This window comes from Rhodoplanes roseus, assembly GCF_003258865.1.
Lineage (GTDB): Bacteria > Pseudomonadota > Alphaproteobacteria > Rhizobiales > Xanthobacteraceae > Rhodoplanes > Rhodoplanes roseus.
The window spans coordinates 1-13,172 of the sequence record NZ_NPEX01000170.1; the positions used below are offsets into that span (position 1 = coordinate 1).

A 13,172-nucleotide genomic window follows, 5' to 3' on the forward strand; every position below is an offset into this window, starting at 1 on the left:
GCGGTGAGGGAGGGCGCGCGACACCACCGGCTCTCGTCATGGCCGGGCTTGTCCCGGCCATCCACGCCTGCGGTGCCGCACCGCTGAAAGACGTGGATGCCCGCGACGAGCGCGGGCATGACGGTGGGAGAGGGTGCCGCGCGGTCGTGCCTCTCCGGCGCTCGCTACCGCGCCCGCTCCGAGGTCACCGAGAGCTTGGAGATCGCCGTGTCGGTGTAGCGGGTGCCGCGATAGGTGCGGTCGATGACGAGCTGCACCCAGTGTGCCTTGACCGGGCGGTCGAACGTGACGGTCTGCGGGCCGAGGCGGTCCTGCAGCGTGACGGTGCGGGTCTCGCCGGTCGAGAAGACGACGCGCAGCGTCTGCACCCGGCCGTTCTTGACGTAGAGATCCGTGCTCTTCTCGTAGCCGTTGTTGACGACCACGCCGCGCACCAGCCGCTCGGCGTCGAACGCCACCGTCACCCACTCGCCGGTGCCGTCGCCGCTCGCGCCTTCCACCCAGGCGGCGCCCGGATCGCCGAACAGGTTGCGGACCCCGTAGGTGCTGCCGAGCTGCGGCTCCAGCACCGAGCTGGCGCAGTAGAGATCGCTGCCGGCCGGTGCCGCGCGGCTGGCGCAGTTTTCCCGCGGCGCACGGGGGCGGGGCGGGACGCCGCCGCCCGGCTCGAGCGCCGACAGCTTGCTGCGGGGATCGTCGCCGGGCCGGCCGGCGCGGGCCTCGATCTCGAGGATGCGGAGATGGGCCAGCGCCACGAAGGTGCCGGCCGGGAAGGCCGTCACATAGCTCCTGAGCTGGGCGACGTCGCCCGTGTCCTTGACCGAGTTCCAGTAGGCGATATCGGCGTCCTGGGCGCGGTCGGCGGCGGTCGGCGACGCCGTCACGGGCGGCCCGGCGACCGGCGGCGTCACCGGTGGCGCGACGGCCGCGGAGGAGGGCGCCGCTCCACTGCCCGGCACCAGCACGACGTCGCCGATCAGCGAGGAGTGGTCCCACGGGACCTGCTTCTGGCGGGTCGAGGCGACCACGTCGGAGCGGATCCGCCGCATCAGCACGGCGACGTCGAGGCCGGGCGTCGGCAGATGTTTCAACAGCGCCGTCGTGAACGGGCTGTTGCGCCCGTCGCCGTCGAGCGCGACGTTGTCGGGCTGGGTGGCGTAGGCGATCATCGTCCCGACCGCGCTGTGGATCGAGGCGAGGCCGGTGCCGACCGAGGCGGAGCGGGTGCCGAGCGAGCGCGCCAGCGAGCGGGCCAGCGGGTTGTCGCGACAGGCGTCGAGGAAGACCAGATTGACGCGCGGCTCCGCCTCCATCTGGCCCAGCACCTGGCCGACATCGATGGTCTCGAAGGAGAGGTCGCCGGGACGCTCCAGCTTGGCGTCGACCGGCACCAGATAGTTCTTGCCCGCCACCTGCAGGCCGTGGCCCGCATAGAAGAACAGCGCCACCGAGGCGCCGTCGAGGGCGCGGCCGAAGGCGCGGATCTGGTCCTCCAGGCCGCGCTTGTCGAGATCGCGGCCCTCGATCACGGTGAAGCCGATGCGCCGCAGCGCCGCCGCGACGTCGGCCGCGTCGTTGGGCGGATTGGCGAGCGGGGTGGCGTTGCGATAGGCGCCGTTGCCGACCACCAGCGCGACGCGCTCCTGCGCGCCGGCCGCCGTCGGCAGCGACACCGCGAGCGCCAGAAGCACGACCAGACGAGCGAATTGCGTGAGGAGACGGGATCGCATGGACTATCCCCGGACCGGAGCGGCGGACAGGATAGCGCATCCCGGCGCGGCGCGAAGCCCGGCTCGGCGGAGGCCGGCAGGGTTGACGAGCCGTCATCGGACCGGGGAGAAAGTGCCTGCAAAAAAGCGATAAACTCGTCGCTGTTCCGGACGTGTCTCCGTAAGGGAGTCGCAAGCCGGGCGGGCTAGAACCGCCGTCATGAGGTTCTGGAATTCCTTTCGGTCGGGGTGGAGCGGCGTCTGCTCTTCCACGACCGTTCGATGCCTGTTCCAGCCGGCGACCGCGCTCGGTGCGCTCACCATCGCGCTGTTGTGGATCGGCATCGGCTATCAGCTCGGCCTGGAGCGGGAGAAGCTGCAGGCGCTGGCGTTCCAGGACACCCGCAACCTCGCCCGGGTCGTAGAGGAGCACGTGGTCCGCTCGATCCAGGCGCCGGACCACATCCTGCGGCTCGCCCGGGCCGGGATCGCGAGCGACCCCGCCGGCTTCGACCTGCATGCCTTCGCCCGGATCGCCGTGCCGGAGGGTGGCGTCGCCCTTCAGCTCTCGCTGATCGGCCCCGACGGGTTCCTGCGGATGAGCAGCCAGGGGCCGGTGACGCCCCCGCTGGATCTCTCCGACCGTCGCCATTTCCAGGTGCACCGCGACCGCGACGGCGACGTCCCCGACATCAGCCCGCCGGTGCTCGGGCGGGTCTCGGGCCGGTGGTCGATCCAGCTCTCGCGCTCGGTGCGGACCGCGGGCGGCACCTTCCTGGGCGTCCTGGTGGCGTCGCTCGACGCCGGCTATTTTCAGGAGTTCTATCGCTCGATCGACGTCGGTCCCGGCGGCTCCATCGTGCTGGTCGGCACCGACGGAATCGTGCGGGCCGGCTCCGGCACCGGGGCGCTGCTGGCCGGGCGCTCGGTCGCGTCGTGGCCGTCGCTACACCAGAGCGCCACGGTGCCGCAGGGCTCGGTGATCGCGCCGGGCCCGATCGACGGCAGGATGCGGTTCGTGTCCTACCGCGCCGTCACCGGCCTGCCGCTGGTGGTCTACGCCTCGGTCGCGGCGGCCGACGCCTTCGCCGACAACGCCCGCTACGCCAAGCTCTACGCCGCGGTCGCCGCCGGGCTGACGCTGATCATCCTGATCGCCGTGGCCTTCGCGGTCCGTCAGCGCCTGACGCTGGCGCGCACCAGCGCGGCCCTGATGGAGAGCGAGGCGGTGGCGCGGCGCACCTCCCGGGAGCTCGCCGCGACGCTCGACAACATCTCCCAGGGCATCCTGATGGTCGACCGCGACGGCCGCGTCGTGGTGGTGAACGGCCGCGCCGCCCAGATGCTCGGCGTGCCGGAGGCGACGCTCGCCGAGCGACCGAGCTTCCGCGACGTGGTCGCCGAGATGCGGCGCCTCGGCGAGTTCGGGGCGCGGTGCGAGCTCGTCAACACGGACCTGTCGGAGTACTCGCATTTTCCGCTGCCGCACGACGCCGTGCCGGCCGTGTTCGAGCGCACCCGGCCGACCGGCCAGACCATCGAGGTGAGCTGCGTGCCGACGCCGGACGGCGGCATGGTGCGCACCTACACGGACATCACCGAGCGGCGCGCCAGCGAGCGGCGCATCGCCTACATGGCGCTGCACGATCCGCTCACCGGCCTCGCCAACCGCACGCTGTTCCGCTCCAAGCTGGAGCATGCGCTCGATCGCCAGCGCAGCCGCGGCGAGCCCTTCGCGGTGATCAGCGTCGACCTCGACCGCTTCAAGCAGGTCAACGACTTCCACGGCCATCCGGCCGGCGACGAGCTGTTGCGGCGGGTCGCCCACCGGTTGCGCGACTGCCTGGGCGAGGGCGACGTCGCGGCCCGGCTCGGGGGAGACGAGTTCGCCGTGCTGGCGTTGCGGGCGCGCGACGGCGAGACCTGCGATGCGCTGGTCCGGCGCATGCTCGAGGCGGTGACCTCGGAGTATCGGATCGACGGGCAGACGGTCGAGATCGGCGCCAGCCTCGGCGTCGCCCTGGCGCCCGAGGACGGCGACGGCATCGAGGCCCTGCTGCACGCCGCCGACCAGGCGATGTACCGGGTCAAGGCGCAGGGCCGCAACGGCGTCTGCTGGGCCGGCCACGCCCCGCGCTTCACCGGAACGCCCCGCCGCGACCGTATCGACGCGGCGTGAGGTGTCTGCCGCCGGCGCGTTCCGCGGGATCGCGATCGCGCGTCGGAATCACTCCGCCAGGGCCTGCTCCAGGTCGGCGATGATGTCGGCTGCGTCCTCGATGCCGATCGACAGGCGGACGACGTCCGGGCCGGCGCCGGCCTGCACCTTCTGGGCGTCGGAGAGCTGGCGGTGCGTGGTCGAGGCCGGGTGGATGATCAGCGAGCGGGTGTCGCCGATATTGGCGAGGTGCGAGAACAGCTTCACGTTCGACACCAGCTTCACGCCTTCGTCGTAGCCGCCCTTCAGCCCGAACGTGAACACCGCGCCGGCGCCCTTGGGCACGTATGTCTTCGCCAGGTTGTGATAGCGGTCGCCGGGCAGGCCCGGATAGCTCACCCAGTCGACGCGCGGATGCCGCGACAGCCATTCGGCGACCGTCAGGGCGTTGTCGCAGTGGCGCTGCATGCGCAGCGGCAGCGTCTCGATGCCGGTGAGGATCAGGAAGGCGTTGAACGGCGAGAGCGCCGGACCGAGGTCGCGCAGGCCCAGCACCCGGCAGGCGATGGCGAAGGCGAAGTTGCCGAAGGTCTCGTGCAGGACGATGCCGTTGTACTCGGGCCGCGGCTCGCACAGCATCGGATAGCGGCGCTCGCGCGACCAGTTGAAGCTGCCGCCGTCGACGATGATGCCGCCGATCGAGTTGCCGTGGCCGCCGAGGAACTTGGTCAGCGAGTGCACGACGATGTCGGCGCCGTGCTCGATCGGCCGGCACAGATAGGGCGTGGCCAGCGTGTTGTCGACGATCAGCGGCACGCCGGCGCGGCGGGCGATCTGGGCGATGGCGGCGATGTCGGTGATCACCCCGCCCGGATTGGCGATCGACTCGACGAAGATCGCCTTGGTCTTCGGCGACACGGCGCGCTCGAAGCTCGCGAGGTCGTCCGGGTCGGCCCACACCACGTTCCAGCCGAAGTTCTTGAACGAGTGGTTGAACTGGTTGATCGAGCCGCCATAGAGCTTCTTCGAGGCGACGAACTCGTCGCCCGGGGTCATCAGCGCGTGCATCACCAGCATCTGGGCGGCGTGGCCCGAGGCGACCGCGAGCGCCGCGGTGCCGCCCTCCAGGGCGGCGACGCGCTCCTCCAGCACGGCGTTCGTCGGATTGGTGATCCGCGTGTAGATGTTGCCGAAGGCCTGCAGGCCGAACAGCGAGGCCGCGTGGTCGACGCTGTCGAACACGTAGGAGGTGGTCTGGTAGATCGGCGTCGCCCGTGCCCCGGTGGTCGGGTCGGGCTGGGCGCCGGCGTGGATGGCGAGCGTGGAAAAGCCGGGCTGGCGGTCGGTCATGGGTGCTCCGTGAGGCCAGATGGCGGAAAATCGCTCCGCCCGGTGTAGCCCACCGTCGGGGGGCGTCAAGGCGCCCCGACGCACCTCACCAGGTGACGCGCAAGGTTCCGGTGCCGGCGAGGGTGCGGCTGGTCTCGCCGAGCTCGCCGTCGACCTTGGCGATCACGGCCATGCCCGGGCCGATGCGCCACTCGGCGGCGGCCGAGACGAGGGCGAGGTCGGCGTCGGCGGTCGCCCCGGTGACGACGAAGCTGCCGCCCGGCAAGGCCTGGAAGGTCGGCGTCAGGCTGCGGTCGGTCTTGAAGTCGTGCGCCCAGGCGGCCCGGCCGCGAAGAATCAGCTCGCCCGAGCCGGTGAGGAAGCGCGTGTCGGCCCAGGCGCCGAGCTCGCTGCGCGGCACCGTCACGGTCTCGTCCGCATAGGACAGGGCGAAGTTGCCGGCCCCGAAGGTCGCAGTCTCCGAGAAGCCCGGCATGCGCAGCGCCTGGACCTGGCCGGCCGCGTAGGGGGTGAAGCCGAGCGTCGGGCCGCCGAAGCGCCAGCCGGTCTCCAGCCGCGCCGCGAACACTTGCGGATGGAAGCGCCCCTCCAGCGTCTCCGGGCCAGCGATGGTGACGCTGCGGGTCGTGGTGGCATCGTGCCAGGCATAGGCCAGGGCCGCCGAGACGAAGCCGGGGCCGTAGCGGTGCGAGCCGTAGAGGCCGGCCTGGAAGACGTCGGAGCTGCCGCTCCCGAGGCCGCCGGTCGCCCACTTCGTCTCACCGCCGGCGAGGGCGAAGCCGAGCAGCGTCCCGGTGGACAGGCGATAGTCGGCGCCGGCCGCGATGCCCCAGGCGCGGCTGTCGAGATCGTGGCTCCCGACCGCGGCATTGCCGTCGACGGTCGAGCGCCCGCCATAGGCGGCGCCCCAGACGGTCCAGCGCGGCGCGTCGGCCTGGGCCGGCGGCGCCTTGGTGTAGAGGCCCGGCATCGCCCGGGCGTAGGCGCGCGCCGCCTCCGACGGCATGCCGGACGGCTCGCCCGCCGCGGCCGGCCACGAACGGATCGAGCATCAGGCCCAGGAACGAGTTCGTCGACTGCAGCGCCGCCGTCTGGGCGCCGGTCGCCGGCTCGCCCGAGAGCTGCGTCAGGGCGGCACCCAGCGGTGCGCCGCTCAGGCCGAAGACGGTCGCGAAGGCGGGCGGCAGGGCTCCGCCGCCGTTGAAATACGCGTTGAGCGCGCCGGCGACGGCTTGCGGGTTGGCGGCGAGCCCCTGGCCGGCGCCGAGCACCGCGGTGAGGTTCAGCAGCACGTCGGTCGTGGTGTAGCTCAGGCTGGAGACGAAGCCGGCCGGCAGGGCGGTGGTCGACAGGCTCGTGAAGGTGGTGCCGCCGAGGCCGCCGCCGGCGGACAGGATCACGTAGTTGCGGGCGATGTAGGTGCCGGCCTGGAACAGCGCCGACACGCTGCCGGCGAGCGTCGCCGTGCCCGTGACAGTGGTGAGGTCGGCCGACGCCGGCGAGACGTCGACCCGGTAGGTGCTGCCGGCGACGAAGCTCAGATTGCCGGCGACCGTGAGCGTGCCGATCGCGGTGCCGGTGCCGGGCGACAGCGTGCCGCTGATGGTGGCGCTCGGCAGCGCGCCGGTGCCGCCGACCAGCGTGCCGGCATCGACGACGAGCCCGCTGGAGGCGGCGATCGAGCCGTCGATGATCAGCGACCCGCCCGAGACCGTCGTCGCGCCCGTGTAGGTGCTGTTGCCCGACAGCGTCAGCGTGCCGGTGCCGATCTTGGTCAGGCCGCCGGCAAGGCTGCCGCTGCCCGGCTGATTGCCGAGGTTCTGGATCACGCCGGAGAACGTGGTGGTGAGATCGTTGGCGCCGACCGTGAGGATCTTGCCGCCGATCCCGACCAGACCGGCGCCTTCGAGCGAGCCGATCGTCACGCCGGCATTCGAGGCGGTGATGTCCAGCAGGCCGCCGGCATTGACGATCTGCCGCGAGGTGCCGCCGCTGGCGCTGCCGCTGAAGATCGTGCCGGCGCCGTCCAGCACGCCGCCGGGGGCGCCCGAATTCGTGGTGATGGTGGCGCTGCCGGCGGTCGAGGCGTTGCGGAATTGCAGAAGCCCGCTGCCGTTGTTGGTGATCTGGGCGCTCGCCGCGGTCGACGTGTCGGCGAAGTCGACCAGCCCGGTGTTGGTGAGGGTCGCCGTGCCGGCGCTGCCGGAATTCTGGAACGCGGTGGTGCCGCCGTTGAGGACCGTCGCGCTGCCGACCGTCGCGGTCAGCCCGGCTGTCGTGCCGACCACGAGTCCGGCGCCGACGCTGGTGGTGATCGTGCCGGTCCCGAGCGAGCCGTTGGCGAGGGCGAGAGTGCTGCCGCTGCCCACCGTCGCGTCGCCCGGCAAGGTGACGGAATGGGTGGTGTCGCCGAGCACCAGCTTTCCTGCCGAGACGGTGGTGAGGCCGGTGTAGGAGAGCGCGCCGGTGAGCGTCGTGGTGCCGGAGCCGAGCTGCTGCAGCGTGCCGCTGCCGCTGATCGCGTTGGCGACGGAGAGGGCGCCGGACGCGTTGAAGACCAGCGCGGCGTTGTCGACGACGGCGCCGGTCCCCAGCGTGCCGCCGCTCCCGATCTCGAGCGTGCCGGCGTCGATCGTGGTGCCGCCCGAATAGGTGTTGGTGCCGGTGAGAGTGACGGACTTTCCCGCGTCGGTGTCGACGATCAGGGCGCCGCTTCCGGAAAAGACGTTGGCATAGGAGGCGCTGCCGGTGGCTCCGCCGGCGGTCGTCTGCAAGAGCGTCAGGCTGCCCGTGATGCCGATGCCGCCGGTCAGCGTGCCGCCGTTGCTGGTGAGAAAATTCGTGCCGCCCGTGAGCGTGATGGCGTCGGCGCGCGCTCCCAAGCCGTTGAAGGCCAGCCCGCCGGAGATCGTGCCGCTGTTGACGATGGTCAGGTCGGCGCCGACGATCCCGACGCCGCCGAGACCACCTTGGCCGTTGCCGCCACCATTTCCCCCGGATAAGCCGCTAGAGCCCCCCTGACCGCCCGCGATCGTGCCGGAATTGACGATCGTCGCGGCCCCGGTCGCCAGAAGACCGACGCCGCCGTCCCCGCCGCTGCCACCGAAGCCGCTCACGAAGGCACCGGTGCCACCCGCGCCGCCGTTACCGCCCGCGCCGCCCAGGATGGTGGCGGTGTTGCTGATCGTGCCGGTGCCGGTGACGATGACGCCGTATCCGCCGGCGCCGCCGCCGCCGCCGCCGGCGCCGATGTTGCCGCCGCTGCCGCCCCTTCCGCCATTGCCGCCGGTCTGGCCCGTCACGTCCGAGGTGATGGAGGAAGGTGCAGCCACCGTGGCGCCGTTGGCACCGCCGGCACCGCCACCGCCGCCGCTCGGAAACGTGTCGTCGACGCCGTCCAAGCCGTCTTGGCCGGGTGTCGTCCCGCCGGAGCGGCCCGGCAAGTTTTGCGTCTGTCCACTCGAGCCGCCGGCGCCCCCGCCAGCCGCGCCACCGCCTCCGCCGCCGCTGCCGGCGGAGGAGATCGGACCGCCCCCTCCGTCGGACCCGGCCGCGCCACTGAATCCCGTGCCGCCGCTGCCGCCGGGCAAATTGACGTTGCCGGATCGGCCGCCGGCGCCGCCATCGGCCAGGACAGGTTCGGCCGTGAGCACCGCGAAGACGCCGGCCAGCGCCGTGCCGGCCAGAAGGATGGATCGTCGGCGGCCGCGGCCCGGCTGCCCGTTGCGCGGGCCGAAGGGCCGCGCAGCAGAGCCGCCGGCCGTGACTCCTGCGCGTGCGGCCATTCTCGCCCCCTCGGGTTAGCTCGGATCAATCCAGAGTTACGGTACAAACGTGCTGTTTATGGTCAAGAATGCCGGACGCGGCCGTCAGTCGGCCCAGCGCGCGTTTACGGCCCGGAAATATTTCGACAATTTCAGTTGCATTCAGAATTGGACTTGATTGCCAGATACGGAGATTTCTGGCCTGTGTCGCGCCGGTAACATCGGCCGAACAGCCAAGCGGGCCCGGGCCGCGGCGATACGGCTGGCGGAGAGGGACACAGGCCGCCGCCCGCCTCACCAGGAGACGCGGAGCGTGCCGGTGCCGGCGAGGGTGCGGCTGGTGTCGCCGAGCTCGCCGTCGACCTTGGCGATGACGGCGACGCCGGACGCGATGCGCCACTCGGCGGCGGCCGAGACGAGGGCGAGGTTGGCGTCGGCCGTCGCCCCCGTCACGACGAAGCTGGCGCCGGGCAGCGCCTGGAAGGTCGGCGTCAGGCTGCGGTCGGTCTTGAAGTCGTGCGCCCAGGCGGCGCGGGCGCGCAGGATCAGCTCGCCCTCGGCGAAAAAGAAGCGCGTGTCGGCCCAGGCGCCGATCTCGCTGCGCGGCGCCGTGACGGTCTCCTGGGCATAGGCGAGGCCGAAGTTGCCGGCCCCGAAGGCCGCGGTCTCCGCGAAGGCCGGCATCCGCACCGCCTGCACCTGACCGGCCGCATAGGGGGTGAGGCCGAGCGTCGGCCCGCCGAGGCGCCAGCCGGTCTCGACGCGGGCCGCGAAGACGTTCGGATGGAAGCGGCCCTCCAGCGTCTCCGGGCTCGCCACGGTGACGCTGCGGGTCGTGGTGGCGTCGTGCCAGGCATAGGCCAGCGTGGCCGAGACGAAGGCCGGCCCGACTCGATGCGAGCCGTAGAGCCCGGCCTGGACGACGTCGGAGCTGCCGCTGCCGAAGCCGCCGGTCGACCACCGGGTCTGGCCGCCGGCGAGCGCGAAGCCGAGCAGCGTCTCGGCGGACAGCCGATAGTCGGCGCCGGCCGCGATGCCCCAGGCGCGGCTGTCGAGATCGTGGCTGCCGATCGCGGCATTGCCGTCGACGGTCGAGCGCCCGCCATAGGCGGCGCCCCATACGGTCCAGCGCGGCGCGTAGACCGTAGCCGGCGGCGCCTTGGTGTAGACCCCCGGCATGGCCTTGGCGTAGGCCCGGGCGGCTTCGCCCGACACACCGCCGGCGGTCTCGCCCGCGAAAGCCAGCGCCGGGCCGGCCGCGCCGGCCGCGCCGCCGCGTCCCGCCACGAACGGGTCCAGCATCAGGTTCAGGAACGAGCCGGTCGACTGCAGCGCCGCAGTCTGGGCGCCGGTCGCCGCCTCGCCGGACATCTGCGAGAGCGCGGTGCGCAGCGTCGTGCCGCCCAGGCCGAACACGGAAACGAAGGCGGGCGGCAGGCTGCCGCCGCTGTTGAACCAGCTGTTGAGCGCGGTCGCGACACGGCGCTGATCGCCGCCGAGAGTGTCGGTGGCGGTGATGCCGAGCGCCGCGGTGAGGTCGAGCGTCACGTCGCTGGTGCCGTAGCTCAGCGCCGCCGAGAAGCCCGCCGGCACGGTGCCGACGAGGCCCGAGAAGGTGGTGCCGTTCAGGCCGCCCGCAGCCGACAGGATCACGTATTGGTTGGCCAGATAGGTGCCCGGTTGGTACACCGCCTGCACGGTGGCTCCGGTCAAGGACGCCGTGCCCGTGACATTGGTGCGGTCGGCCGTGGTCGGGGACACCTCGACCGCATAGGTGCTGCCGGTCCCGAAGGTCAGGTTGCCGGCGACCGTGATGGTGCCGATCGAGTTGCCGGGGGACAGCGTGCCGTTGATCACCGACGTCGGCAGCGTGCCGGTGCCGCCGACCCGCGCGCCGGCATCGACGGTCAGGCCGCTCGACGTCTCGATCGAGCCGTCGACCACCAGGGCGCCGGCGCTCACCCTGGTGGCGCCCGTGTACATGTGGATGCCGGTGAGCGTGAGCGTGCCGGTGCCGGCCTGGGTGAGGGTCCCGGCGCCTCCGACGGAGCCCGCATAGGTGGTCGCGTCGCTGCGGTCGAACACCAGCGCGGCATTGTTGGTGATGTCGCCGGTGAACGATCCGGTGGTGCCGCCGTTGCCGATCTGCAGCGTGCCGTTCGAGACGACGGCGCCGTAGTCCTTGGCGTCGACCGTGCCGGTCAGGATGGTCGTGCCACTGCCGAGCTGGAGCACGCTGCCGCCGCCGCTGATGTCGCCGGCGAACGTGATCGTGTCGGAGCGATTGAATCCCAGCGCGCCGTAATTGGTGACGTTGCCGGTGATCGAGCCGGTGGTGCCGCCGTCGCCGATCTGCAGCGCGCCCCACAAGATGGTGGTGCCGCCCGTGTAGGTGTTGGTGCCGGTGAGGATGGTGATGCCGGTGCCGCTCTGGGTCACGCTGCCGGTGCCCGAGATCACGCCGCCGAAGGTCGTCGTGTCGGAGCGCTTGAACGCCAGCGCGCCGTCGTTGACGACGTCGCCCGTGATCGAGCCGGTGGTGCCGCCATTGCCGATCTGCAGCGTGCCGGACGAGATGGTGGTGCCGCCCGAGTAGGTGCTGGTGCCGGTGAGGATGGTGGTGCCGGTGCCGGTCTGGCTGACCCCGCCGGAGCCGGAGATGATGCCGGCGAAGGTGAGCGCGCCGGAGCGGTTGAACGCCAGCGTGCCGCTGTCGGCGACGTTGCCGGCGATCGCGCCGGTGGTGCCGCCATCGCCGATCTGCAGGGTGCCGGCCGAGATGGTGGTGCCGCCCGTGTAGGTGTTGGCGCCGGCCAGGATGGTGGTGCCGGTGCCGCTCTGGGTCACGCTGCCGCTGCCCGAGATCGCGCCGCCGAAGGTCGTCGTGTCGGAGCGATTGAACGCCAGCGCGCCATTGTTGGCGACGTTTCCGGTGATCGAGCCGGTGGTGCCGCCGTCGCCGATCTGCAGGGTGCCGGCCGAGATGATGGTGCCGCCCGTGTAGGTGCTGGCGCCGGTGAGGATGGTGGTGCCGGTGCCGATCTGGCCGACCGCGCCGGTGCCGGAGATGACGCCGCCGAAGGTCGTCGTGTCGGAGCGCTTGAACGCCAGCGTGCCGTTGTCGGCGACGTCGCCGGTGATCGAGCCGGTGGTGCCGCCATTGCCGATCTGCAGCGTGCCGGACGAGATGGTGGTGCCGCCCGAGTAGGTGTTGGCGCCAGTGAGAATCGTGGTGCCGGTGCCGATCTGGCTGACCCCGCCGGAACCGGAGATGACGCCGCCGAAGGTCGTGGTGTTGGAGCGCTTGAACGCCAGCGTGCCGTCGTTGACGACGTCGCCGGCGATCGAGCCGGTGGTGCCGCCATTGCCGATCTGCAGCGTGCCGGACGAGATGGTGGTGCCGCCCGTGTAGGTGTTGGCGCCAGTGAGAATCGTGGTGCCGGTGCCGATCTGGCCGACCGCGCCGGAACCGGAGATGATGCCGGCGAAGGTGAGCGCGTCGGAGCGGTTGAACGCCAGCGTGCCGCTGTTGGCGACGTTGCCGGTGATCGAGCCGGTGGTGCCGCCGTCGCCGATCTGCAGGGTGCCGGCCGAGATGGTGGTGCCACCCGTGTAGGTGTTGGCGCCGGCCAGGATGGTGGTGCCGGTGCCGCTCTTCACCACCCCGCCACTGCCCGCCAGGACGGCCGAGACGGTGCCGGCTTGGAGCGCGAAGGTGCCCGACGACGACAGGGTGCCGTTCTGGATGGTGCCCGCGGTGAGCGTGACGCCGCCGTTCTGGGTCTGGGTGGTGCCGCCGAGATCGAGCGTCGCCGTGCCGCCGTTCACGGTGAGGCTGTTGCCGTTGGCGCCGAGCTTGCCGGCGCCGCTCAACGCCAGGGTGCCGGCCGAGATGGTGGTGCCACCCGTGTAGGTGTTGGCGCCGGTCAGCGTGATCATGCCGTCGCCGGCCTTCACGATCGCGGCCGAGCCGCTGATCGTGTTGGCGACGGTCGCGTCGATGCCGGCGCCCTGGTCGAAGGTCAGGGTTCCGGTGGCCTGGATGCCGCCCGTGATGGCGGCCGTGCCGGCCGTGGCGAAGCTCAGGCTGCTGGAGCCGGAGAGCCGAAGCGCGTCGGCGCGCACGCCGGTCCCCGACAGCCCGCCGGAGATCGATCCGCCGGCGCCGAGCGTGATGATCAGATTCTGGCC

Annotated in this window: 5 protein-coding genes and 1 pseudogene; 1 reads left to right on the top strand and 5 read right to left on the bottom strand. The window is 72.0% G+C overall.

Features of this window, described 5'->3' with window-relative positions; all coding sequences use genetic code 11:
• Positions 1-164: 164 nt before the first annotated feature.
• Positions 165-1,730 carry a caspase family protein gene (locus CH341_RS20660; RefSeq protein WP_111420869.1) on the bottom strand — a complete coding sequence of 522 codons (1,566 nt, stop codon included), beginning with the start codon at positions 1,728-1,730 and terminating at the stop codon, positions 165-167.
• Between the two features lie 199 nt (positions 1,731-1,929).
• On the opposite strand from CH341_RS20660, the gene CH341_RS20665 reads away from it, so the two are divergent.
• The gene (locus CH341_RS20665; RefSeq protein WP_111420870.1) at positions 1,930-3,888 is read left to right on the top strand and encodes a sensor domain-containing diguanylate cyclase; all 1,959 of its coding nucleotides are present in this window, start codon (positions 1,930-1,932) and stop codon (positions 3,886-3,888) included.
• A 48-nt stretch (positions 3,889-3,936) separates the two neighbouring features.
• On the opposite strand, the gene CH341_RS20670 is transcribed toward CH341_RS20665, so the two are convergent.
• The 4 genes and pseudogenes from CH341_RS20670 to CH341_RS20685 form a co-directional block, all read right to left on the bottom strand.
• Positions 3,937-5,217 carry an O-acetylhomoserine aminocarboxypropyltransferase gene (locus CH341_RS20670; RefSeq protein ID WP_111420871.1) on the bottom strand — a complete coding sequence of 427 codons (1,281 nt, stop codon included), beginning with the start codon at positions 5,215-5,217 and terminating at the stop codon, positions 3,937-3,939.
• An 85-nt stretch (positions 5,218-5,302) separates the two neighbouring features.
• A complete protein-coding gene (locus tag CH341_RS35985) occupies positions 5,303-6,187 on the bottom strand; it encodes an autotransporter outer membrane beta-barrel domain-containing protein (RefSeq protein WP_170149737.1) in 885 nt (294 codons plus the stop codon).
• Positions 6,188-6,917: 730 nt separating this feature from the next.
• A pseudogene (locus CH341_RS36245) lies at positions 6,918-9,002 on the bottom strand (beta strand repeat-containing protein); the annotation flags it as partial.
• A 273-nt stretch (positions 9,003-9,275) separates the two neighbouring features.
• On the bottom strand, positions 9,276-13,172 hold a 3,897-nt coding region (locus CH341_RS20685), incomplete at its 5' end, for an autotransporter-associated beta strand repeat-containing protein (RefSeq protein WP_111420874.1).